Here is a 25,048-nt window from a genome sequence, read left to right as displayed (position 1 = left end):
CGCCTCACAATCCGAGGATCGTGGAGGAAATGATCGAGCGCTGGACCTCGCTCGAGCCTCCGTAGATGGACACCTTGCGGTAGTTCAGGTAGCCGGGACCGCTGTGCTGGGCCCACGGCGGGGAGGCGATGCCGTCGGCGTCCACCGGCAGCGCGTCGGCCCCGGCGATGTCGAGCAGCAGTTCGGTGGCCGCCTGTTGCAGCTCCGAGCCGCGCAGCTTGAGCACCGAGGAGGCCGGGTTGGGCTTGCCGTCGACGGAATTGGACACCACCCGCAGCTGGGTGAGCTCGAGTGCCAGCAGCTCGTTCTCCAGCTCGGCCACCCGCGCGGCGAAGACCGGATCGTCGAGCAGGGTGCCGTGACCGGTGCTGACCGAGCGGGCGTGGTCCTTGGCCAGGCCGATCTTGACCTTGGTCTTGCCGACGCCGGTGATGGAGGTGCGCTCGTTGCCGAGCAGGAACTTGGCGTAGGTCCAGCCCTGGTTCTCCTCGCCGACGAGTTGGTCGGCGGGCACCCGGACGTTCTCGAAGAACACCTCGTTGACCTCGAAGCTGCCGTCGATCAGCTTGATCGGGCGCATGGTGACACCGGGCGTCTTCACGTCGAAGAGCAGGAAGGAGATGCCCGCCTGCTTCTTGGGCGCGTTCGGGTCGGTGCGGACCAGGCAGAAGATCCAGTCGGCGTACTGGCCCAGCGTGGTCCAGATCTTCTGGCCGTTGACGATGTAGGAGTCGCCGTCGCGGATGGCGGTGGTGCGCAGCGAGGCGAGGTCGGAGCCCGCGTCGGGTTCGGAGAAGCCCTGGCACCACCAGATGTCGAGGGCGGCGGTGGGCGGCAGGAAGCGCTGCTTGAGCTCCTCGGAACCGAACTGGGCGATGACCGGGCCGACCATCGAGGCGTTGAAGGTCAGCGGCTCGGGCACCGAGGCCAGCTGCATCTCGTCGAGCCACAGGTGACGCTGCATGGGCGTCCAGTCCTTGCCGCCCCAGGCCACCGGCCAGTTGGGCACGGCCAGGCCGTGGTCGTTGAGGATCTTGTTGGCGGTGACGATGTCCTCGCGGGACAACTCGTGTCCGTATTTCACCCGGTCGCGGATCTCGGACGGGATCTCGGTGCGATAGAACTGCCGGAGCTCGTCACGAAAAGCGAGCTCTTCGGGGGACAAGGCTAACTTCATACGGGTCTCCCAGCGTCTCGTAGCCGTCGAGAAGAAACCTACCCCTTGGTAAAGCCGGATGTCGACTACATCACACCCACCGCACGCCCGGCCCGGCCGCGTCATCGGTGGTCTACGAGCCCGAGGACGACCTGGTACGTTGCCAGACGGGCCGGGGAACCGGCGCGGAGCATCCATCGAGGAGTACGGGTGAACGGCAGATCCATCGCAGACAGGGCGGCGACGGTCACCGCGGCGAGCATCGGCGCCCTGGCGCTGCTGATGTCACCGGCGAGCGCCGCGCCACTCGAGGACGGCCTCACCCACCTCGGCGAGATCGCGGGCCAGGACACCGCCGCCCGGGCCGGGGTCGGCGCGCTGAGCAGCTTCACCACCCTCGTCGGCGCCGACGCGCTGCGCGAGGTCTCCGCGCAGTTCACCCCGTTCACCTATGCCGCACCGACTTTCGGCTGCGGCAGCAACGGCCCGGTCACCACGATCATCGCCGCCGCCACCTACGAGGGCCCCGGCCCGCGCGACGAGTTCAGCCTCACCCCCGGTGACATGCGGTTCAGCGCGAGCCCGCGCCACTCGGGTGTGCCGCTGTCGTCCGGTCTGAGCGTGGCCTGGGTGAACGTGAACACCGGGCAGAGCGGCATCATCGCCCTCGACGACCAGACCGAGTACCACCTGCCCTCGCTGTCGAAGACCGTGCACACCGGCGCCGGAACGGTGATCGCCTCCATGTGGGGCTCCATCGACTACCCGGGCGCGCGCTGCGTGATGACGCCGACCGTGGGCACCTTCGTCGTCCCGGATCTGCCGGTCGTGTCGACCGAGACCCCGGCGGCCCCACCCGCACCGGAACCGATCAATCCGGGCTCGGGCGAATCGTCCTCGGGTGGGCCGAACACCTCGCAGGCCCCCGCCCCCGAAACCCCCGCGCCCGCACCGGCTCCGGCGCCCGTGGAGACCACGACGCCCGCGCCCGCGCCGGAACGTCCGAGCGCGCCGTCAGCGGTCACCGTCGACGGCTGAGAGCCGGTCATCGCCCGGAATCAGCTGCCGCGCTACGGTTCCGGGCCCGCACACACCCCGCCCGCTCAGCCCTGCGGGCGGATGCGCAGAACCGTGCCCTCTTCCGAACCCGCCAGCAGTGCCGACGGGTCGTCCGGATCGGCGACCACCGCGGTGAGCGGCTGGGTGGACAGGACATTGCACGCGGTCCCGGTGACCGGGTCGACGCGCACGAGGTGACCGGCCAGCGTGGTGACGTAGAGGTCGCCGTCGCGGATGACCAGGTCGTCGACGAAGTCGGGCAGGCTGCCGATGGAGGTCAGGTCGGCGATGGTGGTGCTGTCGGCGGGGTTGGTGCGCGAGAGGCGCAGCACGCGCCCGACGGGGCCGGAATCGGCGACGAAGTTGGCGGTGACATACACCGAATCACCGGACACGGCAATGCCGTTGGGGCCCTCGACGGCGACCTCGGACCACCAGTCCATGTCCTCGCTGCCGTCGCGGCGCAGGCGGTGCACGCCGTCGGAGGCGGTGACGTAGAGGTTGCCCGCGTCGTCGAAGGCGGCGCCGTTGGGGTGGGCGAAGCCGGTGGCGAAGGAGGTCGGCGCGGGGTCGGCCGCGGCGGGGTCGAAGCGGACGATGCCGCCCGCGCCCGCCAGCGGCGAGTTGCCGGTCACCACATACAGCAGCCCGTCGGGGCCGAGCCGGACCGCCCCGGGCGAGGGCACCGCGACGGTGGCGGTGAGTCTGCCGTCGCCGTCGTAGCGCTGCACCTCACCGCGCATGACCCGGGCGACCCACAGGTTCCCGGCACCGTCGATGCCGAAGTTCTCCGACCAGTCCAGCAGCGGCACGCTCGAGCGGATCGCGACGTCCTCGCGCGCCTGCGCGCAGGAGGCCACCGGCGCGGCGCTCGCGGTCCCGGTGCCGATCGAGGCAGTGGTCACGACGGCCGCGCCGACGGCGAGATGGGCGACGCAACGACGGAACGACAACATGCACAAACCTCGACTCTGTTGACTCAGTTCGACGCGGGAAGTGTAGCGGCTCCGGCGGATCGATGGTGAGCGCACTCTGCACTCCGAAAACCCGCGCACCCCGGCACCGTGCACGGCGAGGCGCGTCCGGATTGATCTTGTCGCACAGGACTATTCATCGGCCGATCGGTGATGTCACAAGAGCGCGCCCCGAATTCCGGTGCGCGCCCCCCTACGCTCGCGGCACCCCGAACAGCCATAATCGGACGGTGCCCTCCTTCGACAGCGACCGCGGCCGCCTGCACTACCGACGGTGGTCGCCCGCCGGGGCGACGGCGACGCTGGTCCTGCTGCCGGGCACCGGCCAACACAGCGGGCACTACCACCATTTCGCCGCGGCGCTGCGTCCGGCCGGGATCGCGCTGTGGGCCCTCGACACCGCCGGACAGGGGTTGAGCGAGGGCGACCCGGACGCGCCGGGCACCCTCGACGAACTCGCCGCCGACGCCCGCGGACTGCTCGCGCTGGCGCGCGCCGAGCACGACCGCGCCCCGGTGCTGATGGGCCACTCACTGGGCGCGGCCACCGCGCTCACCGTGGCCGCCGACCCGCCGTCGGGCCTGGCCGGACTCGTGCTGTGCGGCACGCCGCGGCGGGGCACCGAGATCACGCCGGACCCCGCGCTGGCGGTCCTGGCGGTGCACGGTGTGGACGATCGGCGGGCACCGATCGATGTGATCCGGCTATGGACAGCGCGCCACGGATCGGTAGATTTGCGCGAGTACGCCGACGCGGGCCACGACCTGTTGCACGAACCGGTGCGCCAGCGCGTGGCGGCCGATATCGCGCAGTGGGTACTCGGCACCGCGCGCTGAACGACGAAGGGGGAAACGGTGCAACCGAATCGAACGGGGCTGCCGAACACGGCCGCGCTGGGCACGGCCGTCGACGAGGGCGGGCTGTGGATCGACGGCGTGCTGGTCGCCGACGGCGCACCCGAGCGGTGCGCGCTGCGCTACGAACGGCTGGCCGACGCGGTGGAGGCGCAGTTGGGAGTCCTCGGCGCGGCGCAGACGCTGCCGGGCTTCGGCGGGCTGGCCTCCGGCGCGGCGCTGCGCACCGGTTTCGAGTCCAAGACCGGTGACGCGCTGGAGCAGCTGCGGGCCTACGCGCGCACCGCGCGCGAGCTCGCCACGGTGTTCCGCGCCGCCGGTGCGGCCTACCGCGAGAACGACCAGGCGCTGGCCGGTGCGGTCGCCGCGCTCGAGCTCGAGGGAGACGGCCATGCGTAAGCTCTCCGGCACCGATCCGGACTACGCGCCGGTGATCGAGGTCTTCGACAATCTCTCGCACGCCGAGATCCACCAGGCCGTGCAGAGGCTCGACCCGGCCGCCCTGTCCGCCGCGGGCGACGCCTTCCTCACCACGGCCACCGGGCTCGGCGACGAGGTCGACAACGCGCACGGGGAGATCCGCGCGGCGCTGGCCGACGGCTGGCGCGGTAGTGCCGCCCAGCAGGCCGTGGACGCGGTGAGCGAGTTCGAGCAGGCGGGCAGGCGCATCGCCGATGTGCTCACCGCCGTCGGCGTGCGACTGTCCCGCGCGGGCGACGCCGCCGAGTCCGTGCGCGCCGCCATCGCCGAACCCGATGCGGCACAACCCGATCCGTCCGCCGCCCTGCTCGATTCCCAGCAGGCCGCCGACAACGCGACCGTGGTGCGCGAGGCCGAGAACGCCCGGCTGGACGCGGTGCGGGCGATGGAGACGATCTACGGCGGCGCCCTGGTGCCGACGGGTTCGGGCGTGCCGTCGTTCCCCGTCCTCGACACGACATCGGGCACCGCGCCGGGGACCGACACCGCGCTCACCGGCGGAACCCCGGCGGTCACGCTCACCGGCGCGAACCCCGCCGCCGTGGCGCCGCCGACGACGACCACCGGTGAGACCCAGGTCGCGGGCGTGGTCACCGTGCTCCCCGCCGACACCACCGCGCCCACCCCGGGTCAGCCGCAGACCCCGTCGGCCACTCCGGCGACGACCTCCGCGCCGGGCACCGTGACCGCGGCGGCCGCACCGACGGTCCCGGCCACCACCGCACAGCCGGGCCGCGTCGGCACCACCTCGACCACCACCTCCGCCTCCGGTGGCACGCCCGCCGCCGGGACGCCGGGCGCCGTGATGGGCTCCGTTCCCGGCGCCGATCCCCGAAATCGCCGCGACCGCTCCGGAAAACCGGCCGCCACCCCCGGCACCGGCACCACGACCGCCGGGAGCACCCCGGGGTCGGACACCGGCGCCGCCGCGACCGACGCGCGCCCGGACCGCGATGTCACGGCCGCCGGTGGCGAGGCCGCCGCCGGGATGAGCGCGGGGGCGATCGGCGGGCTGATGGGTGGGGCCATGGCCGCCGCCGACAATCACCGTTCCCCCGGCGGTCCCCGCCATCCCGCGCCGCCGGAGGAACTCGAGGACGAGGACGACGAGTTCCTGCGGTTCCTGGACGAGGAGCCGACCTACCTCGAACCCGCCGACGAGGTGAACGCGCTGATCGGCCGGATGGAGCCGACCAGTCCCGCCGTGCTCGGTGAGTGGACCGAACGCGAGTGAACTGGCATGTCACCCCGGACCAGTTCGCGCTGGCCTGGGCCCGCACCGACGGCGACCGGGTCCCGTACCCGCTCGCCGTTCGCGCGTCCGCCCGCGATACGGCCGAACGCGCCGCGCAGCAACCCGCGCTCGACGCCTGGTGCGCCCGCGTGCTCGACGCCGATTTCTCGGCCGCGCTGCGGGTGCTGGCCGATCCCGAGATCCGCGTCGAGGTCTGCGGCCGGACCACGTCGCCGGTGCGGATGTACGGGGCGGTGAGCGCCGATATCGCGGTGCTCGCGGTGCAGGAACCCGGCAGCGCCGACGATCGCGGCGGCGCGCTGCACGTGCAGGTGGGCAGTACGAAACGCCTTGCCGCGCAGATATTCTCCCGCCTGCCAGCGCAGCGTCCCGGTGCGCTGCCGCGCATCGGAGCCCCGGTCGCCAAGGTCCGTGAGGACAGCCGGGATATGGTCACCGTGCCCGTCTCGGGGCCCTCCGACGCGGCGCGTATCCGCAAGCTCCTGCAGCGCCCGCGCACGGGCATCGGCCAGATCCTGGTCGCGGCGGGCCGGGACAAGGACCCCTCCGGCGTGCTCTCGTGGATCGACGTCACCGGCGACGGCCGCTACCTCGTCCACACCGCCCGCCAGGTCGACATCACCCCCGCCACCGCCGAATCCTCCGTCGACTGGCTGCGCCACCTGCTGCGCAACGTCTGATCGCCGCCCGCCCCGTCACCGAGGAAGTCCTCTCCGGCGCGGTCCGGCTGGCCACCCCACCGGGCTCCGCACCGGCGTCGGTGTGGGCGGGCCGGTGTCGCATCGCCCCGTCGAGCAGCCGCGTGGGCAGCGCGGATCTGCGGACCCAGGGCTAGGCGGTGGGTTCGGCGCCCAGGCGGAGGAAACCGTTGAGGGCCGACAGTTCCTCGGGGGTGTCCGGGAGGTATTCGGTGAGCAGCGGCGAGCGCAGGATGATGGCCTTCCACATGGCGCGGCTCAGCGTCGCGTGGAGGACGGTGGGCGAGAGCAGTGCCCGCATACCGAAGGGCGCGTCGGCGGGGGTGGAGGTGGTCATCGACAGCAGCACGACCGCCGCCTCCCGGCCACGGAACCGATCCGGCGTCCCGACCAGGACGTCCTCGATCTTGGCCCGCGCCAACAGCGTTCGGATACGGGCCACCTGCGCGGCGTAGGGGGCGACCACGAACACATCGTGGGGGTGCAGTTTGCGGGTGCGCCCGGCCGAGGTCCAGGTCTCGCCGAGCAGCAGGCGCACCCGGCGCACCACCTCGCGGGCCTCGGCGTCGGACTCGGTGGCACTGCCGCGATGCTCCACCAGCACGGTGCTCACCCCCGGCGCGATCCCGGCCAGATCGCGGGCGAGCGTGACGGTCTCGCTGGCGCGCAGCTTGCCGTCGTAGCACCCCGCCGACACCGGCGCGCACACCGCCGGGTGCATACGCCAGGTGCGGTCGAGGAAGTAGCCGTAGGTGGCGGGCAGTGTGCGCGCGCCCTCGCACAGCCAGCCCAGCGCCGAGACCTGCACCGGCAGCGGGTGGGCGGCCTGGGCGCGCGGCGGCTGCGGGTCGCCGACGAGCAGCAGATTGCGGGCGCTCACCGCGACGGCCACCGTGTCGGGGATCGAGGTGTCCCCCGCGTCGGCGATCACCAGCAGATCCAGGCTGCCGGGCAGGATGAGCGCGTCGTCCACGAAATCGGCCGGGGTACCGCCGATCACGCAGCCGTTGACGGCGTTGTCGAGGAAGCGCGGGTAGCGCGCGGCGTCGATGGCCGACCACTCCGGGCCCACCGAGGCCACGTCCTTCTTGGCGACCAGTTCGGGCAGTAGGCCCGCCTCGACCACCGCGTCGAAGATCCGCTCGATCACCGCGTGCGACTGCGCCACCACGCCGACCCGCCACCGGTGCCGGGTGACGAGGCGTTCGATGGCATGGCCGAGGGTGCCGGTCTTGCCGGTGCCGGGCGGACCGTGCACGGCCAGATACGACGACTCCAGCGCGCCCACCGCGGTCGCCAGCGCGGCGGCCGGGTCGCCGTGCACCTCGGGCAGGGTCAGGCCGTCGCGCAGGCGGGGCGGGCGGCGCAGCAACAGGTCGTAGACCGCGTTCTCGGGAACCCGGGGCAGGGTCACGAGCAGGTTCTGGGCGGTGGACTCGAGCGCGGCCTCGATCTCGGCCTCACCGTCGGGCGGGCCGGGGGCGATGGCGGCGGGCAGGTCGTCGTAGGAGGGACAGCCCGCGGGCAGCAGTTCCTCGAGGCGCACGGTGTCGTCGAAGTCGGCGTCCACGGCACAGCCGAGCACGGTGGCCGTGGCGGTGGCGCGACGGCCCAGGGTCTGGGTCATGCCCGCCGCGGCGGCACCGTCGTAGATGGTGACCATCTGGGTGCCGGGGGTGAGCGTGGCGCCGGTGCCGAGGCGGCCGGTGAGGGTCAGATAGCGGCGCATGGTCGGAAGTTGCGGGGTGCGATGCCATTTGGTGTCGACGGTGCCACGGTCGGCGATGAGGACCCCGGGCTCGTCGGCCCACTCACCGACCGGCAGACCGAGCCGGTCGATGTGCGCCCACCAGCGCGGCTGACGTTCGCGCCGGTGGTAGCCGAGCACCGCGGCGGTGAGGGCGGCGGCCCTGGCCGCGTCGCCGGTGCTGTCGGCGGCGAACTCGGTGAGCGCGGCCTCGAGCGAGCCGGTGCGCAGCGAGGGCGGGAAATCGGCGGCGGCCACGGCGAACCGGCTGCCCGGCACCTCGATGCCCGCGTCGGCGGCCCGGTCGAGCAGCCAGTCGCGCAGCGCGAGGACGGTGGCGGCGCGGCTGTGGGTGCCGGGCAGCAGGGCGGCCAGACCCGTGATGTCGTAGGACTGTTCGCCGATCAGCACGGCGGTGCGCACGATCGGCGCGAGGTCGACCAGGGCGCCCGCGGCCAGCAGCGCGTCGAGCAGATCGGCGCCCGCCCCCACCCGGCCAGACCAGTCCAGCAGGGCGGTGCGGACGGCCGAACCGTAGTGGTAGACCCGCACGTCCGGGTTGGCCGCGCGGTGTTCGGCGATGATGTCGAGCAGTTCGTCGAGCACCGCCGCGTCCGCCACCGGCGGCAGCTCCGGCCGGTGGACGACGGTGGCCGCGTCGGCCAGTTCGACGGTGCGCACGGCGCCGTGGTCGTCGAGGTCGATGATCAGGGCCAGGTCGTCGGCGCACGGTGCGGGCAGGGCGCCCAGGACGGTCGCGTCGCGCAGGGCGTAGGTGGGTTCGCCGGTGCGTTCGCGGTGCAGCTGGATCTCGGCCTGGCGGCGCAGGGCGTGCACGGTGCGCGGGGTCAGGCCCGGCACCGGGGTGCTGGTGGTGGCGAGCCGGTCCACGGTGAGCACCCCGGCCTCGCGCAGGCGCGCGCGCTGGGTGGGCCGGATTCCGGCCACCAGCAACAGATCCCGCGCCGTCGCCACGGCGGTGCGGCAGCTCGGGCACACCCCGCAAGCCAGATAGCGCGGGTCACCCCACTGCACCGGCAGCAGTTCGGCCAGCTTGTCCTCGATGATGTGCGCGACCCGCGCCCGCCGTGCCCGATACAGCGGGGCGAGTTCGATTGCCGCCGTACGCTCTTCACCGTGCGTTCCCGAAAGACGGGCCACCGGATCGACACTCGCGCCCAGTGAGGCGAGTTCCCGCGCCACGGCGGCGAATTCGAGGCGTGCGCACAGCGCCTCACGCACCGGATCGACCGGGACGACCTGCACCGACGCGGCCGCCCGTTCGAAGGGCGTGCGTCCCGCCGCCACTTCCCGGCGCAGTGCGCGGGGGTCATCCAGGGCGCCAACGCCACCCCCGGCATGCGCACCCTGATCGGCCCGCGTGAATCCCACTGCCGGGCCGGGATCACGCACATCGCCCCGCGAACCCGCAGCCGGGCCGGGATCGCGTGCATCGGCGCGAAAACCTGCGGTCGGGCCGACATCGCGCGCATCAGTACGCGAACCGGCAAGCGGGCCGGGATTGCTTGGCTCGTCACGCGGACCGGCGGGCAGGACGGGTTCGCGCGTGGCAGTCCGCGGACCGGTGGCCGGATCACCGAAGGCTGGTGCCGAGGACGAATAGCTCCCGCCGCGACCGAATGTGGTCGGCCCAGGAGCTGGCGGGCGCACCGTGTTCGCCTCGGTGGCGAGGACGGCCCCGCCGACGCCCACCGCCACCGAGCGGCGCAGGTCGGCGGGCAGGCCGATCGTGTCGGACCCCACCGCCGAGTACATCGTGTAGCGCGGGCCGTCGCCGGTGCGCAGCAGAAGGTCTACCCCGCAGGCGAATCCACCGTCGAAGAACACCGCGCCGACGATCGCCTCGGCACCGGCGCGGACCATGTCGGCGGTGCGGGCCGCGGCGATGGTGAGGGCGGCGATGCGGGCGGCCGGGTCGGCGCCGGGCAGATCCGGGGACGGGATGCGGGTCAGCCGGGAACCGAAGTGGGCCAGCAACTCCGGAGCAGGCGGGCGCGAACGGAGCAGGGGCGCGAAGGAGTCCGGTCCGACGGGCAGGTTGCCCAGGGCGGCGTCGACGGCACGCAGGAGCGCGAACTCACAGTTCGCCGCCCGTGCGAGATCGCCGACGGCACCGATCACCCGATCACCGGACACGAACAACCGCGGCCCTCCTGTGTTCACGCACACCCGACGGCAACACCTTAACCAGCGTCGCGGGCGACCAGGGCGCTACCCGCGGACATGTCGGCCCTTCCCCGACCCCGGTCAGGAACGCGGCTTGCGGCGTTCCGCGCGCGGGCGGGCATCGCGGTCGCGCCGCGGGCCCCGGGAGTTGAGCCGCTGCGCGGGCGGACCCTGGTCGGGCTGCAGCTGGATCAGCACGCCGCTGATCCTGGTGCGCCGCAGGGCTTCCAGCGTCTCGTGCGGCAGATCGGCGGGCAGCTCCACGAGGCTGTAGTCCGGGCGGATGCTGATGTGCCCGAAGTCGCTGCGGCGCAGACCGCCCTCGTTGGCGATGGCGCCGACGATCGCGCCCGGCACCACGCGATGGCGCTTGCCGACGCTGATCCGGTAGGTCGCCAGCTCCTGGCCGGTCTCGCGGGAGAACGAGGGCGGACGCGGGCCGCGGTCCTCGTCGTCGTAGCGACGCGGGGCACGCTCCCGATCACGGTCACGATCCCGGTCGCGCTCGCGGCGCGGGGCGGGCTCCGGCTCGGCGGCCATGAAGAAGTTGTCGCCGTCGTAGGAGGCCACGGCCAGGGCCGCGGCGATGTCGACGAGCGGGGTGTTGTGCTCGGCCTCGTAGTCCTCGATCAACTTGCGGAACAGGGCCACGTTGTCCGAGGCCAGGTTCTCGGTGATCGAATCGCCGAACTTCGACACGCGCTGGGCGTTGACGTCGTCGACGCTGGGCAGCTGCATCTCGGTGAGCGGGTGCTTGGTGGCGCGCTCGATCGCCTTGAGCAGATGCCGCTCGCGCGGGGCCACGAACAGCAGCGCCTCACCGGAACGGCCCGCGCGACCGGTGCGGCCGATGCGGTGCACGTAGGACTCGGTGTCGTGCGGGATGTCGTAGTTCACCACGTGCGAGATGCGGTCCACGTCCAGACCGCGGGCGGCGACATCGGTGGCGACCAGGATGTCGAGCGCGCCCGACTTGAGCTGGCCGATGGTGCGCTCGCGCTGGTTCTGCGCGATGTCACCGTTGATGGCGGCGGCGGAGAAACCGCGCGAACGCAGCTTCTCGGCCAACTCCTCGGTGGCCTGCTTGGTGCGCACGAAGATGATCATCGCCTCGAAGTCCTCGACCTCGAGCACGCGGGTCAGGGCGTCGAGCTTGCGCTGGTGGGAGACCTGCACATAGCGCTGGGTGATGTTGGTGTTGGTCGTGGTCTTGGACTTGACCGTGATCTCGACCGGGTCGTGCAGGTACTGCTTGGAGATCTTGCGGATCGCGCCCGGCATGGTCGCCGAGAACAGCGCGACCTGCTTGTCGTTGGGGGTGTCGCGCAGGATGCGCTCGACGTCTTCCTGGAAGCCCATCTTGAGCATCTCGTCGGCCTCGTCGAGCACCAGGTAGCGCAGCTGGGTCAGATCCAGCGTGCCCTTCTCCAGGTGGTCGATCACGCGGCCGGGCGTACCGACCACGACGTGCGCGCCGCGGCGCAGGCCCGACAGCTGCACGCCGTAGCTCTGCCCGCCGTAGATGGGCAGCACGTGCAGACCGGGGATGTGCGAGGAGTACTTGCCGAACGCCTCGGCGACCTGGATCGCGAGCTCACGGGTCGGCGCGAGCACCAGGGCGCTGGGCTTGCGCTGCGCGGTGTCCAGACCCATCAGGATCGGGATCGCGAATGCCGCGGTTTTGCCGGTGCCGGTCTGGGCCAGGCCCACCACGTCGGCGCCGGAGAGCAGCGGAGGGATGGTCGCCGCCTGGATCGGGGACGGCGACTCGTAGCCCACATCGGCGATGGCCGCGAGCACGCGGTCATCGATGCCGAGATCGGCGAAAGTCGGGCCGCCGTCGTGCCTGTCGTCGTCGGCAGGAACGCTGTCGACCTCATTGGTACTCATTGACCAGCAGTTTACTGCCTGGCGGTAGCTGTCCCAACCACCAGGTGAATACGGTGAGACCTATGCAACTGCAGAACCGGTCAGCGCATCAGGAACCGGCACCGGTGACGGTGCCGATCGCGGTCGTCCAATTCGCGCCGACGACCGACCCCACCGCCAATCTGTCCACCCTGCGCGAGCACGTGCGCACCGCCGCCGAAGCGGGCGCGCGGGTGGTACTCGCGCCCGAATACTCGATGTTCGCTGTCACCCGCCTCGACGAGCGGGTGGTGGCGATCGCCGAACCCCTCGACGGCCCGTTCACCACCGGACTCGGCGCGCTCGCAGCCGAATTCGGGGTGTATCTGGTGGCCGGTGTGGTGGAGCGTCCGGCGGCGGAATCGGCGCGGATCAGCAACACCCTGGTCGCGCACGGGCCCGACGGCGCGGTGGTCGCGGTGTACCGCAAGGTGCATCTCTACGACGCGTTCGGGCACCGCGAATCGGAGGTGGTGGTGCCCGGTCCGGTGACCGAACCGGCCACCTTCGCCGTCGACGGTGTGATCTTCGGCATGCAGACCTGTTTCGATCTGCGTTTCCCGGAGGGTTGTCGGCGTGTCGCCGCGGCGGGCGCGCACGTGCTGCTGCTGCCCGCGCAGTGGATTCCCGGCCCGGCCAAGGTCGACCAGTGGACCACCCTGCTGCGGGCCCGCGCCATCGAGAACACGGTGTACGTGGCGGCGGCCGATCAGTGCGCGCCGCGTGGGGCGGGCGCCTCGATGATCGTGGACCCGGCGGGCGAGGTGCTGGCCGAGCTCGGTGACGAGCCGGGCGTGCTCGTCGCGACGGTCGATCCGGCCCAGCTGGCCCGGGTCCGCAGCGCCAACCCCAGCCTGTCGCTGCGCCGCTTCGCGGTGGTCGAGCGCGTATCGCCGGAGCCCGGCGCGGAGTAGCGTTCGAGGCGATGGTGTACCCGGATCGCGAGGCGGCGGGCCGCGTCCTCGGCACGGCTCTCGAGCACCTGCGCGACACCGACCCGCTGGTCCTCGGTCTGCCGCGCGGCGGCGTACCGGTGGCCGCGGCGGTGCGCGCGGTGCTCGGCGGTGATCTGGACGTGCTGCTGGTGCGCAAGCTGGGCCTGCCCTGGCAGCCGGAGCTGGCCATGGGCGCGCTCGGCGAGGGCGGGGTGGTGGTGCTCAATCGCGACGTGGTCGACCGCAGCGGGGTCTCGCAGGCGGCCTTCCTCGATGTCGAACAGGCCGAGCTGGCCGAACTCGCGCGCAGGCAGGCGGTACTGCGCGAGCGCGATCCGATCCCGCTGGCCGGGCGCACGGTGGTGATCGTCGACGACGGCATGGCCACCGGGGCGACGGTCGCCGCCGCCTGCCGGGTGGCCAGGGAGCAGGAACCCGCGCGGATCGTGGTGGCGGTGCCGGTGTCCTCCCCGGAGGCCGAGCGGCGGGTGCGCCCGGAATGCGACGAGCTGGTGTGCCTGTGGACGCCCGCCGATCTGGGCGGAGTCGGCATGGCCTACACCGATTTCCATCAGCTCGCCGACGCCGAGGTCGTCGAACTGCTGCGCTGAGGGATCAGCCGAAGCACTGTCCTTCGCCGCGATAGGTGGGCACGGTGGTGCGGGTGCCCGACTCGTCGACGAGGTGGATCTCGGCGAAACGCTCGCACAACTCGCCCGCCTTGGCGTGCCGGAACCACACGCGGTCGCCGATCTCGAGTTCGGCGGCACCGGCCAGCGGCGTCTGCACCTCGCCCGCGCCCTCGGAACCGAGCAGCTTCAAGCCCGTCGGCCAGACCGGCAGCGGCACGCGGCTCGGCCCGGCGGGACCGGAGGCGATGTAGCCGCCCGCGAAGACGGTGGCGATGCGCGGTGTGGGCTTGCGCAGCACCGGGGTGGCGAAGAACAGCGCGGGGCGCGGGGTGAAGGAGCGGTAGTGGTCGAACAGGGTCGGCACGTAGAGGCCCGAACCGGCGGTCACCTCGGTGACGTCGGGATCGGTGATCGACACCTCGATCGAGCCGGTGCCGCCGCTGTTGACGATCTCGAGCGGGCCGGTCACCGAGCGCACCGCGTCGAGCACCCTGGTCCGCCTGCGGCCGATCTCGAGCGCGGAGAGTCGCTTGACCACCCGCACGGCGGGATTGCTGTCGGGCAGGCCCGCGATCTGCGCCTCGTAGGTCATCACGCCGACCACGTCGAAGCCCAGGCGCCGGGCCTCGGTGGCCAGCGCGGCGGCCTGTTCGGGGCTGCGGACCGGGGACCGGCGGGTGCCCAGATGCAGCGGGCCGATGCGCAGGGCGGCGTCGACATCGAGGCAGACGCGGGGGTGGACGAGACCGGTGCCGAGGGCGGCGCGGGTGAGGGTGAGCTGGTCGACGTCGTCGATCATCAGGGTGATCGCGCGCAGCAGCGCCGGGTCGGTGGCGAGTTCGGCCAGCGCCGCCCGGTCCAGGACGGGGTAGCCGAGCAGGATGTCACCGGCGCCGAGGCGGGCCAGCCAGATGGCCTCGCGCAGCGAGTAGGCCATGATCCCGGCGAAGCCGCCGCTGGCGGTGAGTCCGGTCCCGAGGACTCGCTCGAGCACGGCCCGGCAGCGCACCGACTTGCTGGCCACCCGGACCGCGACGCCGTTCGCGCGGCGGACCAGGTCGGCGGCGTTGGCGTCGAGGGCGGCCAGGTCGAGGGCGGCCAGCGGCGGGTCGAGTTCGGCGGTCGCCGCGTGCAGCTCGGGCAGCGATGTCGTGGCGGTCACTCCCCTACTGAACCACCTATTTGGTCAGGCGTCCAGCATTGCCGGGATCAGACTTCGACGGCCTTGAGGGTCAGGCAGCCGACGAGGTCGTCGATGACCACCAGGGTGGTCTCGTCGTTGCCGTCGGCCAGCCAGCGCAGCACCGCGCCGTAGAGGACCGAGACCAGGTAGGTGGCGACGGAGTCCAGCGGTTCGATCCACTGTGTGCCCGAGCGCTGCGCGCACAGGCCGAGGAAGGCGACGGCCTCCTCGTCCATCTGGCGGAACATGGCGGCCGCGGTCGGGTCGCCGATGGTCTCGCCCGAGGCCGACCACCGCTGCCGCAGGGTCTGCAGGGCCGTCTCGTAGGCGGCGACCTGCCGGACCGGGGCGGCCTTGATCAGCGGCCAGTAGGCGCTCATCCCGGCATGCAGGAATACCCGCAGCGCCCGCAGACCGGTGACGTCGATACTGGCGGCGGCTTGGTCGACCGCGTCGCAGACGGCGGGTCGCAACGGGGCTTCGGTAAGTTCAGAACTGGCGCTCAACGACAACTCCTCGGCAACAAATTTCGCTGCCCGCTGCGATGCGAGCACTGTAGACAGGTCGTTCGATCATGGATCGTCCTATCCAGCGAGCTCGATCTTAGAAGGTTTTCTGGATTCACGAACTGGTTCAGCCGTCCTTTTCAGACTGAAAGATTGTTTTGTTATCCGAATGCGACCTTTTGTAAAACCGACCATACGGCCTCAATTTGTTCGCACTCCAACAAATCCGGCGCCCCCATGCGCCGAAAAGCACATACTGGTCGATTGTACAAGTCCACAACCTGGTGCTACCCGCCTGTGGGGGACGACACAGCGACACCCGGCGAAACGGACACGACACAGTGTGTGTCCGTTCGGGGAACTCGGGCGTGTCGCTCGCCCGGCCGCCGATAACCTGGACAAGTGACTCTCTCCCCCTCCGCCGATCAGTTCGCCCTCAGCGGCACCTTCAATTTCCGCGATGTGGGCGGCCTGCGCACCGCCGACGGCGCCACCGTGCGCGCCGGGGTGCTGCTGCGCTCGGCGCAGCTGAGTGGCCTCGACGCCCAAGGACTGGTGACGCTGCGGGAACTGCGCGTCACCGACGTGCACGATCTGCGCGGCCACGCCGAGATCGCCCACATCGGCCACGACACCCTGCCCGAGGGCGTGCGCCTGCACGTCACCCCGTTCGACTCGCGCATGGACGAGGCCCCGCCGCACGAGGCGGCCACCACCTCGGCCAAGGCGCACATGATCGAGGTCTACCGGCAGTTCCCGGTCCTGCCCGAGGCCCACACCGCCATCACCCGCCTGGCCGGATCGATCGTGGCGGGCCAAGGCGCCGCGCTGGTGCACTGCGCGGCGGGCAAGGACCGCACCGGCTGGGCGGTGGCGACGGTGCTGCGCGCGGTGGGCGTCACCGAGGACGCGATCTACACCGACTTCCTGGCCAGCAACGCCGCCGTGGAACCGCTGCGCCGCCTGCTCGAACCCAAGATCGGCAACGGCGCGGCGCTGTCGCAGGACCTGCTCGGCGTACACGAGGAATACCTGCGCACGGCCGACGCGACGGTGCACGCGCGCTATGGCGGAACCGAGGGCTACCTCACCGAGATCGGCCTCACCGGCGACCTGCGCGAGGCCCTGCGCCAACGGTTGGTGTGAGGTTCACAAGCCGCTGACCCGCTTCTCCGGGTGGGCGCGGACCAGGCCGTTCCGGTCGATGCTCACCTGGTCGCCGGTATGGAACCAGGAGCCGCTGAAGCGGGTGGTCGACGCAGTCGGGTCGTTCCAGTAGCGGCGGCTGACATTCGGTCCGCGACAGAGCAATTCGCCATGGCCCTGGGCCGCCCGGGGACCGGCCAGGGCCAATTCGGTGCCGCCGAAGGCGAATCCGAGGGTGGAGGCGGTATCGGCGAGCTCGGTGTCGTCGACCATCAGGCCGATGCCGCTGGTCTCGGTGGCGCCCCACACCGACCACTGCCGGGCCGCGGGGAACAGGCCGCGCAGGGCGGCGGTGAGGGTGGCCGGGGCCGCGGCGGCGGCGCGCTCGGATCGGTGACACGCCTTGCTGATCCGGCGCACGGCCGAACCCGCCTGTCGCGCGGCCAGTTCCGGGAGCAGTCCGGCGAGGATGCGCGGGGTGGCCGAGATCGTGTCGACGCGTTCGGCGTCGAGGACCTCGGTGAGCCGTCGGGCGCGCGGCGCGAGGACGACGGTGCCGCCGACGGCGAAGGTCGGCAGCAGCTGGTCCACACAGCCGCTGGCGTGCGCGAGCGGCAGCAGCACCAGATTGCGCAGGCCGTCGGCGGGCAGGTCGAGCGCGCTCACCACCGAAGACACCGCGGAGAGCAGGTTTTCGTTGCTCAGCTCCACCCCGGCGTGCACCGGCTGACGCGCGGCGGTGCCGGTGTAGCAGAGCAGAGCCGGGTCGTCGAGGGCGGCGCCGTCGTCGATGTAGGCGGTGCCGTCGGGCAGCGGGCCCTCGGAGCCGAGCACGAAATCGGCTCTGCCGTCGGCGATCACGCGCTCGGCGACCGCCGCGGGCAGGGCGTCGGGCACCAGCACCGGCACCGCGCCCGAGAGCAACGCGCCGAGAAACGCCCGCACCCAGCGGGCGCTGGTCGGCATGTGTATCGCGACCCGGTCGCCGTACCCGATGCCGTGCGCCTGCAGGCCACCAGCGATCCGCGCGGCGCTGTACCAGAGTTCGCGATAGGTCAGGCGCGGGCCGCCGACCTCGACGACGGCCTCGCGCCCGGTGAAGGCGTGCACCCGCAGATCCAGCAATTCGGTGAGCGCGGGATGGAGATCGCCGTAGCGCAGCACGCCGTCGGGGCCCCGCCGCAGCGGCGTGGGCGCACCGCTGCCGGGGAACTCGATGATGGTCGCGCCCGGTTCCTGCTCGCCCTGACCCATCCGGACCTCCACGTACGTCGATGCGGCACCGCACCTGAACTATATGACGTGGATCACATTTCTGTCAGGCGGTCGGCGTGCTCACTCGCCGCGATAGGTCGCCTTGCCCGGCCCGACCTCGAGGAAGCTGCGCACCGCGCCGCGCAGATCGGCGGTGCCGAACAGTTCGCCGGAGACCTCGGGGGTCACCGAATCCGCGTGCGCCACACCGCCGGAACGCCACGCCTCGATGATCTGCTTGGTGGCGGCGTGCGCCTTGGTCGGGCCCTCGGCCAGCCGGGCGACCAGGGCGCGCGCGGCGGTGGCGACGTCGTCGTGCACGGCGTTGACCACGCCCCACTCGGCCATGGTCGCCGCGTCGTAGAGGTCACCGGTCATCACGAACTCGCGAGCCCGGCCCGAACCCGCTCGCTCGGCCAGCCGCTGCGGCCCGCCCATCGACGGGGTCAGCCCGACGACGGTCTCCACCAGCCCGAACTTGGCCTTCGGCGCGGCCAGGATGATGTCGCAGGCCAGCGAGATCTCGAAGGCGGCGGTCAGGGTGAGCCCGTGTGCGGCGAAGACCACCGGGCACGGCAGCGCCTCGATCGGGTGGATGAGCTGCTCGAACAGCTCACGCCACAGCTGCGCGCCCTCCTCGACGGTGCGTCCGTCGAAGACGTTCACGTCGACACCACCGGAGACCACCTTGCCCTCGGCGTCGATGAGCAGCGCGCGCGGCGGCTGCGCGCGCACGGCCGCGATATCGGCGATCAGCGAGTCGATGAGCGCGCGATCGAACAGGTTCAGCGGCGGGTTGGCCAGGGTGATCGTGGCGATCTCGGCACCGGCCTCGGTGAATTCGCGCGTGAGTCGGGTGGGCTTGGTTTCACTCATCCGGTCAGCGTAGAACCCGTGGAACCCCGGGATGTCGGTGGTCGTTGACATGATGAGCTGTCCCGCACGGAAGTGCCCTACAGTTCGACTCGTTGGGCGAAGAGGAGGACGACGCCGTGTTCAAGAACGCGATCGAAAAGGCCGTGGTCGATGTACTCGACACCGGTTCCAAACTGCAGGCGCCCGCCGTGCGCCGCTACGTCGAATTCCTCCGTGAACGTCATCCCGGCGAAAATCCCGCCCAGATCGTGACCCGGCTGGAAAAGCAGTACCTGCTCGCCGTCACCGGCAGCGGCGCGGCGGTGGGTGCCACCGCGGCCGTCCCCGGGGTGGGCACGCTGGCCGCGCTGGGTGCCGTCGGCGCGGAGACCGCCTTCTTCATGGAAGCCTCGGCCCTGTTCACTCTGGCCCAGGCCTACGTGCACGGCATCGAGCCGGAGAACAAGGAGGCCCGCCGCGCCATGGTGCTGGCGGTGGTCCTCGGTGACACCGGCATCGCCATCGTGCAGAAGGGCCTGCGCACCTCGTCGAAGAACTGGGCGGGCGCGCTGGCGGGCAAGGTGCCCGGCCTCGGGGCCATCAACAGCTCGCTGTTGCAGCAGTTCATCAAGCGTTTCATCACCAAGCGCGCCGCGCTGATGGCGGGCAAGGTGCTACCCGCGGGGATCGGCGCGGCCATCGGTGGCGCGGGCAACCGGGCCCTGGGCAAGGTGACCATCGACAATGCCCGCAAGGCGTTCGGTCCCGCGCCCGCGCGCTGGGCCACGCCGCTGCACAATGTCATCGATGCCGATCCCCTGCCCGCGCTGGAGTCCGTCGAGGTGAAGAACCGGTGAGCACTCGCCGCGGTGACGCTGTCCGCCTGCGCGGTGTCGGCAAGCAGTTCGCGCAGACGGTCGCCGTCGACGGCATCGATGTCGCGGTGCCCGCCGGTGCGGTGACCGCGCTGGTCGGGCCCGCGGGCGCGGGCAAGTCGACGGTGTTGCGGATGGTGCTGGGTCTGCAGCGGCCGACCAGCGGCGAGATCGTCGTCGACGTGCACGGCAGCGGACCCGCGGCGATGGGCGGGGTGCTGACCCCGCGCGGACTGCATCCGGCGCGCACCGTGCGCGATCAGCTGGCCTGCTACGCCCCGGTCGTCGGGGTGTCGCGACGGCGGGTCACCGCGGTGCTCGAACACACCGGGCTCGCCGCGGTGGCCGAGACGCCGGTCGCCCGGCTGCATCCGGTGCAGCAGAGCAGGCTGGCGCTGGCCATCGCCATCCTGGCCGATCCCCCGCTGCTGGTGCTCGACGACCTGTTCGCCGGGGCCGAGGGCGTGGAACGCGGATGGCTGCACGGGCTGTTGCGCGGCCACGTCGAGCGCGGGGGCGCGGTGCTGGTGAGCGCCGACACCCTCGCCGACGTGGTGGCGGTGGCCGATCAGCTCGTGGTGCTCAGCGAGGGCGCGGTGGTCTGGCAGGGCACGCCCGCCAAGCTGCGGCGGGGTCATCCCGACCGGCTGGTGGTGGCCGCGCAGCCCTCGATCGCGCTGGCCACCGCACTGGCCGCGCAGGGCTTCACCGACGCGGTCATGCGGCCCGACGGGCGGCTGGCGGTGGCCGAGGCGAGCGAGGCGACCATCCGGTCGATCGCCGAGGCCGCGCAGGTGCGCATCGGCAGCATCGTGTCCGACCCGATCCATCCCGACCGGGTGCTCGCCTCGCTGACCAAACCGCGCAGGCACGCCCATCACCTCCACACCCCGCCCGCGCACCCCGGCGGCTTCGCCCCGGCGCCGACTCCGTATGGGATGCCCCGATGACCGCTGTGCTGCCCGCCGACCTGCTGCCCGGTGCCGAGACCGAGGCGCGCAAGATCGTCGCCGTCCCCCGCGTCCGGCTGCTGCTCGGCGCGCCGGTGGTGCTCGCGCTGGTCGGCACCCTGATCACCGCGCTGATGTCGGGGCCCGCCGATCCGACGGGTCAGCCCGCCACCGGCGCCGCGACCATCGGCGTCTACCTCGGGATGATCGCGGTGTTCGTCGCGGCCGCGCTGCTGGGGATCGCCGCGACCGGCGGGGAGTACCGGCATCAGACTATGGCGCTGTCGGTACTGCTCTCCCCCGACCGCGACCGGCTCGTCACCGCCAAATACCTGGTCACGGGCGCCTTCGCGCTGGGCACCGCCGTGGTCGCCGAACTGGTGAGTTTCCTGGTGCTGCTCGGCGCGGGACGCGGCAAGTTCGAGCTCGGCTGGCAGCTGTTCGAGGTGCTCGGGGCCGGACTGCTGGTGGCGGTGTGCTGGGCGGTGCTCGGCGCGGGCATCGGCCTGTTGCTGCACACGCTCAGCGGCGCGATCTGGCTCGTGCTCGGCTGGGCCTTCGTGCTCGAACCGATGATCTGGCTGATCGCCAAGGGCTTCGGCGCGGGTGGTCTCGCGGCGATGCTGCCCGTGTCGGCCACCGTGGCCGGAGTCAGCGCCGGGTCGTTCGAGGAGGCCGAGGTGTTCGCGCCGACGCCCGCCGCCCTGGTGGTGCTGGTGCTGTGGACCGCCGCGGTCGGTGCCGCCGGATGGTGGGACCTGCGCACCCGCGACCTGTAGTGCGCGCCGAGGCGGGCTGGATCCGCAGGCTCTGGCGGCAGTGCCTGGGTCATCCGCGATTGCTCGCGGGCATCACGCTGTCGGTGTTGGCCGGGGCGGTGGTCGCCATCGCGGCGCCGCTGGCCACCAAACGCGCGGTCGACGCCGCCCAGGCGGGCGACACCGCGGTGATCGGCAGCGCGGCCGCCCTGCTGGCGCTGCTCGCGGTGGGCCGGTTCGGCGCGACGTTCGCGCGCAGGCTCTGGGCGGGCAAGCTCTCCCTCGAGGTGCAGCACAACCTGCGCGTCGCGCTGATGGCCGCGCTGCAACGCCTCGACGGGGCTGGCCAGGACGCGATCCGCACCGGTCAGGTGGTCTCGCGTTCGATCACCGACCTGCAACTGGTGCAGGGCCTGCTGGCGATGGTGCCCTGGTCGGGGCTGGCCGTGTTGCAGTTCGTGCTCTCGGCGGTGGTGATGGTGTGGCTGAGCCCGCCGCTGGCCCTGGCCGCCCTGCTGGTCGCGCCCGCCATGGCGGTGATCGTGCTGCGGCTGCGCCCCCGCCTCTACGCCGCGACCTGGTCGGCCCAGCAGCGCGCCGCCGACATCGCCGAACACGTCGAGCAGACGGTCACCGGCGTGCGCGTGGTGAAGGGCTTCGGGCAGGAAGCCCGCATGGTCGACATCCTCGAGGACCACAGCCGCGCGCTCTTCGCCGAACGGCTGCGCGCGGCCAAGATCAACGCCCGGTTCGCGCCGGTGGTCTCGGCGCTGCCGCAGGCCGGACTGGTCGCGGTGATCATCGTCGGCGGTGTGCTGGCCCGCCACGGCGCGATCGGCGTTGGCACCTTCCTCGCCTTCACCGCCTACCTGGCCACCATGACCGCCTCGGCCCGCACCATCACCTCGGTGGTGATCATGGGCCAGCTCACCAAGGCCGCCGTCGACCGGGTGTTCCAGGTGATCGACGCCGCGCCGGTGCTCGTCGACCCGGACCGGCCGGTCGAGCTGCCGTCGGGCCCGCTCGGCATCGACTTCGCGGGGGTGCGCTTCGGCTTCGACGCCGAACAGCCGGTGCTGCGCGATCTCGACCTCACCGTGCGCCCCGGCGAGACCGTGGCGATCATCGGTCCGGCCGGGTCGGGCAAGTCCACCCTGTCGCTGCTGCTGCCCCGCTTCTACGCCCCCGACGCGGGCCGGATCAGCCTGGTCGGCACCGACGGCACCCGCGTCGACCTGGCCGAGCTGCGCGCCGAAGACCTGCGCGGCGCGCTCGGCGTGGTCTTCGACGACCCCTTCCTGTTCTCCGACACCATCGCCGCCAATATCGCCCTGGGCAGCCCCGAGGCCACCGACGCCGAGATCAGGGCCGCCGCCACCGCGGCCGCCGCCGACGAGTTCATCGTCGCGCTGCCCGAGGGCTACGACACCGTGATCGGCGAACGCGGCCTCACTCTCTCCGGCGGCCAACGACAGCGCATCGCGCTGGCCAGGGTGCTGCTCACCCGGCCGCGCGTGCTCGTCCTCGATGACGCCACCTCCGCCGTCGACGCCGTCACCGAGGCCGAGATCTTCCGCCGCCTGCCCGACCCCGGTGGACGCACCACTCTCATCCTGGCCCACCGCGAATCCACGCTGGCCAGGGCCGATCGCGTCATCCGGCTGCCCGCCCCGGCCGTCTCGCTGGTGTCGACCGCCGCGACCGCCGACCGGCCGCGCGCCGACCTCGGCAAGCCGCGCACCATGTCGGCCACCGCCACCGAACTCAGCGAGACCCCCGAACTGCGCGCCGCCGTCGACGCCCTCCCCCCGGCCACCGAACCGCCCCGACTCCCCGGCGACCCGCGCGCGCCCCAACCCGACTTCGGCCTGCGCGCGCTGCTGCGCCCGGTGCGCGGCCTGGTGCTGACGGTGATGGCGCTGCTCACCGCCGACGCGCTCATCGGCGTCGCCTTCCCACCGCTGGTGCGCTACGCCATCGACACCGGCGTCACCGCGGGTGACGGCACCGCGCTGGCCGTCGCGGGCGTCGCCGGGATCTGCCTGGTGCTGGCCGGGCTGGCCGTGGGCGCGGCGGTCACCGTGCTCACCGCCCGCACCGGTGAACGGGTGCTGTTCGGCCTGCGCGTGCGCAGCTACGCGCACCTGCAGCGGCTCGGCCTGGACTACTACGAGCGCGAACTGTCCGGCCGCATCATGACCAGGATGACCACCGACGTCGACGCCCTGTCGACCTTCCTGCAGACGGGCGTGGCGACCGGGCTGGTCGCGGTGATCACCCTGGTGGGTGTGGCCGTCGGACTGGTGTTCATCGACGCCGCGCTGGCGCTGGTGGTGCTGGCGACCGTGCCACCCATGCTGCTGGCCACGCTGGCCTTCCGCCGCGTCTCGTCGAGCGCCTACAGCGTGTCCCGCGAGCGCGTCTCGGTGGTCAACGCCGATTTCCAGGAGAACATCGCCGGGCTGCGGGCGGTGCAGGCCGCGCGCAACGAGCCGGTCGCCGCGCGCCGCTTCGCCGAGTACTCGCACCGCTATCGCGACGCCCGCGTGCGCGCCCAGCGCGCCATCGCCGCCTATTTCTCCTTCGGCCTGGCCTGGGCCGACCTCGCCCTGGCCGTGGTGGTCTATCTGGGCGCCACCGCCGTCGCCGACGGGCGCACCAGCACGGGCACCCTGGTCGCCTTCGTCCTGTATCTCGGTCTGCTGTTCAGCCCGATCCAGGAGCTCTCCCAGGTCTTCGACGGCTATCAGCAGGCCAGGGTCGGGCTGCGCCGCATCGGCGAGCTGCTGCGCACCGAGTCCTCGATCGCCGCCGACCCACCCGACGCGCTGCCGATCACCCGGCTCGACGGCGAGATCGTCTTCGACCGGGTCGGCTTCCGCTATCCGGGCGCGAGCACCCCCGCCCTCGACGAGGTCTCCTTCACCGTCCCGGCGGGCGCGACGCTGGCGCTGGTCGGCGCGACCGGGGCGGGCAAGTCGACGATCGTGAAGCTGTTGGCCCGGCTCTACGACCTGCCCGCCGACCCGGCGGCGGGCTCGATCCGGGTCGACGGGGTCGATCTACGTAAATTTGTGCTCACCGACTACCGACGGCGGCTGGGAATTGTGCCCCAGGAAGCTCACTTGTTCACCGGCGACGTGGCGAGCAACATTGCGTTCGGGAAACCTTTCGCCTCGGCAGATGACATCGGTACCGCGGCCGCGAAGGTCGGCGCGGACGGAATGATCGCCGGATTACCCCGAAAAATGGACCAGCCGGTCGGTGAACGCGGCCGCGGACTCTCCGCCGGACAGCGTCAACTGGTCGCCCTGGCGCGGGCCGAACTGGTCGATCCGGACCTGCTGCTGCTCGACGAGGCCACCTCCACCCTCGACCCCGAAACCGAGGCATCGGTGCTGGTCGCGAGCCGATCGCTGGCCCGGGGCCGGACCACCGTGGTGGTCGCGCACCGCCTGGCCACGGCCGCGCGCGCCGACCTGATCGGCGTGGTCGATGCCGGACGTATCGTCGAATTCGGGACGCACCGGGAACTGCTCGACCGCGATGGTCGTTACGCGCGACTCTGGGCGGCGGGCGCCGGGGCCGAGGGAATACTGTCGGCGCGGGACCGGTCGTAGGTGAGGAGATCGGGTC

Annotated in this window: 20 protein-coding genes; 12 read left to right on the top strand and 8 right to left on the bottom strand. The window is 72.1% G+C overall.

Annotated elements, in window-relative coordinates; genetic code table 11:
- Positions 1-4: 4 nt before the first annotated feature.
- On the bottom strand, positions 5-1,177 hold the full coding sequence (locus tag QC180_RS14705; protein WP_278263293.1) for an acyl-CoA dehydrogenase family protein: 1,173 nt from the start codon (positions 1,175-1,177) through the stop codon (positions 5-7).
- Positions 1,178-1,366: 189 nt separating this feature from the next.
- On the opposite strand from QC180_RS14705, the gene QC180_RS14700 reads away from it, so the two are divergent.
- Complete coding sequence (locus tag QC180_RS14700) at positions 1,367-2,194, top strand: hypothetical protein (RefSeq protein ID WP_278263292.1); 828 nt, start codon at positions 1,367-1,369, stop codon at positions 2,192-2,194.
- Positions 2,195-2,259: 65 nt separating this feature from the next.
- Here QC180_RS14700 and QC180_RS14695 read toward each other — a convergent pair whose 3' ends face one another.
- Positions 2,260-3,171: an SMP-30/gluconolactonase/LRE family protein gene (locus tag QC180_RS14695; RefSeq protein WP_278263291.1), complete on the bottom strand. Its 912-nt coding sequence runs from the start codon at positions 3,169-3,171 to the stop codon at positions 2,260-2,262.
- A 248-nt stretch (positions 3,172-3,419) separates the two neighbouring features.
- Between QC180_RS14695 and QC180_RS14690 the strand changes: the two genes are divergently transcribed.
- From QC180_RS14690 to QC180_RS14675, 4 genes are read left to right on the top strand one after another with little or no spacing between them, the layout of a single operon-like run.
- Entirely contained in the window at positions 3,420-4,025 is a 606-nt protein-coding gene (locus QC180_RS14690; RefSeq protein WP_278263290.1) for an alpha/beta hydrolase, read from the top strand.
- A gap of 18 nt (positions 4,026-4,043) precedes the next feature.
- Positions 4,044-4,442, top strand: a complete 399-nt coding sequence (locus QC180_RS14685) for a hypothetical protein (RefSeq protein ID WP_278263289.1) — start codon at positions 4,044-4,046, stop codon at positions 4,440-4,442.
- A complete protein-coding gene (locus QC180_RS14680; RefSeq protein ID WP_278263288.1) occupies positions 4,435-5,757 on the top strand; it encodes a WXG100 family type VII secretion target in 1,323 nt (440 codons plus the stop codon). Before QC180_RS14685 ends, QC180_RS14680 begins: the two co-directional genes overlap by 8 nt.
- A complete protein-coding gene (locus QC180_RS14675; protein WP_278263287.1) occupies positions 5,754-6,458 on the top strand; it encodes an ESX secretion-associated protein EspG in 705 nt (234 codons plus the stop codon). The genes QC180_RS14680 and QC180_RS14675 overlap by 4 nt, the downstream gene beginning before the upstream one ends.
- 151 nt (positions 6,459-6,609) lie before the next feature.
- On the opposite strand, the gene QC180_RS14670 is transcribed toward QC180_RS14675, so the two are convergent.
- Positions 6,610-10,380 (bottom strand): bifunctional RecB family nuclease/DEAD/DEAH box helicase, encoded by a 3,771-nt coding sequence (locus QC180_RS14670; protein WP_278263657.1) that lies wholly within the window; start codon positions 10,378-10,380, stop codon positions 6,610-6,612.
- Positions 10,381-10,491: 111 nt separating this feature from the next.
- Positions 10,492-12,300 (bottom strand): DEAD/DEAH box helicase, encoded by a 1,809-nt coding sequence (locus QC180_RS14665; protein WP_278263286.1) that lies wholly within the window; start codon positions 12,298-12,300, stop codon positions 10,492-10,494.
- A 62-nt stretch (positions 12,301-12,362) separates the two neighbouring features.
- Here QC180_RS14665 and QC180_RS14660 point away from each other — a divergent pair, with 62 nt between their 5' ends.
- Together QC180_RS14660 and QC180_RS14655 are read left to right on the top strand one after the other, a co-directional pair.
- The gene (locus tag QC180_RS14660) at positions 12,363-13,232 is read left to right on the top strand and encodes a carbon-nitrogen hydrolase family protein (RefSeq protein WP_278263285.1); all 870 of its coding nucleotides are present in this window, start codon (positions 12,363-12,365) and stop codon (positions 13,230-13,232) included.
- A gap of 11 nt (positions 13,233-13,243) precedes the next feature.
- The gene (locus QC180_RS14655; RefSeq protein WP_278263284.1) at positions 13,244-13,864 is read left to right on the top strand and encodes a phosphoribosyltransferase; all 621 of its coding nucleotides are present in this window, start codon (positions 13,244-13,246) and stop codon (positions 13,862-13,864) included.
- A gap of 4 nt (positions 13,865-13,868) precedes the next feature.
- On the opposite strand, the gene QC180_RS14650 is transcribed toward QC180_RS14655, so the two are convergent.
- On the bottom strand, positions 13,869-15,047 hold the full coding sequence (locus QC180_RS14650; protein WP_278263283.1) for an alanine racemase: 1,179 nt from the start codon (positions 15,045-15,047) through the stop codon (positions 13,869-13,871).
- 47 nt (positions 15,048-15,094) lie between these two features.
- The gene (locus QC180_RS14645) at positions 15,095-15,574 is read right to left on the bottom strand and encodes a TetR family transcriptional regulator (RefSeq protein WP_278263282.1); all 480 of its coding nucleotides are present in this window, start codon (positions 15,572-15,574) and stop codon (positions 15,095-15,097) included.
- A gap of 402 nt (positions 15,575-15,976) precedes the next feature.
- Here QC180_RS14645 and QC180_RS14640 point away from each other — a divergent pair, with 402 nt between their 5' ends.
- Positions 15,977-16,720, top strand: coding sequence for a tyrosine-protein phosphatase (locus QC180_RS14640; protein ID WP_278263281.1), 744 nt, complete (start codon positions 15,977-15,979; stop codon positions 16,718-16,720).
- 3 nt (positions 16,721-16,723) lie between these two features.
- Here QC180_RS14640 and QC180_RS14635 read toward each other — a convergent pair whose 3' ends face one another.
- Complete coding sequence (locus tag QC180_RS14635; RefSeq protein ID WP_278263280.1) at positions 16,724-17,974, bottom strand: class I adenylate-forming enzyme family protein; 1,251 nt, start codon at positions 17,972-17,974, stop codon at positions 16,724-16,726.
- Positions 17,975-18,055: 81 nt separating this feature from the next.
- Positions 18,056-18,850, bottom strand: coding sequence for an enoyl-CoA hydratase/isomerase family protein (locus tag QC180_RS14630; RefSeq protein WP_278263279.1), 795 nt, complete (start codon positions 18,848-18,850; stop codon positions 18,056-18,058).
- Positions 18,851-18,942: 92 nt separating this feature from the next.
- On the opposite strand from QC180_RS14630, the gene QC180_RS14625 reads away from it, so the two are divergent.
- From QC180_RS14625 to QC180_RS14610, 4 genes are read left to right on the top strand one after another with little or no spacing between them, the layout of a single operon-like run.
- On the top strand, positions 18,943-19,686 hold the full coding sequence (locus tag QC180_RS14625) for a hypothetical protein (RefSeq protein ID WP_474646449.1): 744 nt from the start codon (positions 18,943-18,945) through the stop codon (positions 19,684-19,686).
- Positions 19,683-20,654, top strand: a complete 972-nt coding sequence (locus QC180_RS14620) for an ATP-binding cassette domain-containing protein (RefSeq protein ID WP_278263278.1) — start codon at positions 19,683-19,685, stop codon at positions 20,652-20,654. Before QC180_RS14625 ends, QC180_RS14620 begins: the two co-directional genes overlap by 4 nt.
- Positions 20,651-21,433, top strand: coding sequence for an ABC transporter permease subunit (locus QC180_RS14615; protein WP_278263277.1), 783 nt, complete (start codon positions 20,651-20,653; stop codon positions 21,431-21,433). Before QC180_RS14620 ends, QC180_RS14615 begins: the two co-directional genes overlap by 4 nt.
- Positions 21,403-25,032, top strand: coding sequence for an ABC transporter ATP-binding protein (locus QC180_RS14610; RefSeq protein WP_278263276.1), 3,630 nt, complete (start codon positions 21,403-21,405; stop codon positions 25,030-25,032). Before QC180_RS14615 ends, QC180_RS14610 begins: the two co-directional genes overlap by 31 nt.
- Positions 25,033-25,048: the final 16 nt, after the last annotated feature.

It is taken from the genome of Nocardia anocheti (assembly GCF_029675105.1).
Classification (GTDB): domain Bacteria; phylum Actinomycetota; class Actinomycetes; order Mycobacteriales; family Mycobacteriaceae; genus Nocardia.
The sequence above is the reverse complement of the archived record's forward strand: the minus strand, read 5'-3'. Positions and strand labels throughout refer to the sequence as shown.

What these genes read in the sequence shown, in the direction of transcription:
- QC180_RS14705 (WP_278263293.1), bottom strand. Translation starts at nt 1,177, where the DNA reads ATGAAGTTAGCCTTGTCCCCCGAAGAGCTCGCTTTTCGTGACGAGCTC.
- QC180_RS14695 (WP_278263291.1), bottom strand. Translation starts at nt 3,171, where the DNA reads ATGTTGTCGTTCCGTCGTTGCGTCGCCCATCTCGCCGTCGGCGCGGCC.
- QC180_RS14680 (WP_278263288.1), top strand. Translation starts at nt 4,435, where the DNA reads ATGCGTAAGCTCTCCGGCACCGATCCGGACTACGCGCCGGTGATCGAG.
- QC180_RS14665 (WP_278263286.1), bottom strand. Translation starts at nt 12,300, where the DNA reads ATGAGTACCAATGAGGTCGACAGCGTTCCTGCCGACGACGACAGGCAC.
- QC180_RS14660 (WP_278263285.1), top strand. Translation starts at nt 12,363, where the DNA reads ATGCAACTGCAGAACCGGTCAGCGCATCAGGAACCGGCACCGGTGACG.
- QC180_RS14655 (WP_278263284.1), top strand. Translation starts at nt 13,244, where the DNA reads ATGGTGTACCCGGATCGCGAGGCGGCGGGCCGCGTCCTCGGCACGGCT.
- QC180_RS14635 (WP_278263280.1), bottom strand. Translation starts at nt 17,974, where the DNA reads ATGGGTCAGGGCGAGCAGGAACCGGGCGCGACCATCATCGAGTTCCCC.
- QC180_RS14630 (WP_278263279.1), bottom strand. Translation starts at nt 18,850, where the DNA reads ATGAGTGAAACCAAGCCCACCCGACTCACGCGCGAATTCACCGAGGCC.
- QC180_RS14615 (WP_278263277.1), top strand. Translation starts at nt 20,651, where the DNA reads ATGACCGCTGTGCTGCCCGCCGACCTGCTGCCCGGTGCCGAGACCGAG.
- QC180_RS14610 (WP_278263276.1), top strand. Translation starts at nt 21,403, where the DNA reads ATGGTGGGACCTGCGCACCCGCGACCTGTAGTGCGCGCCGAGGCGGGC.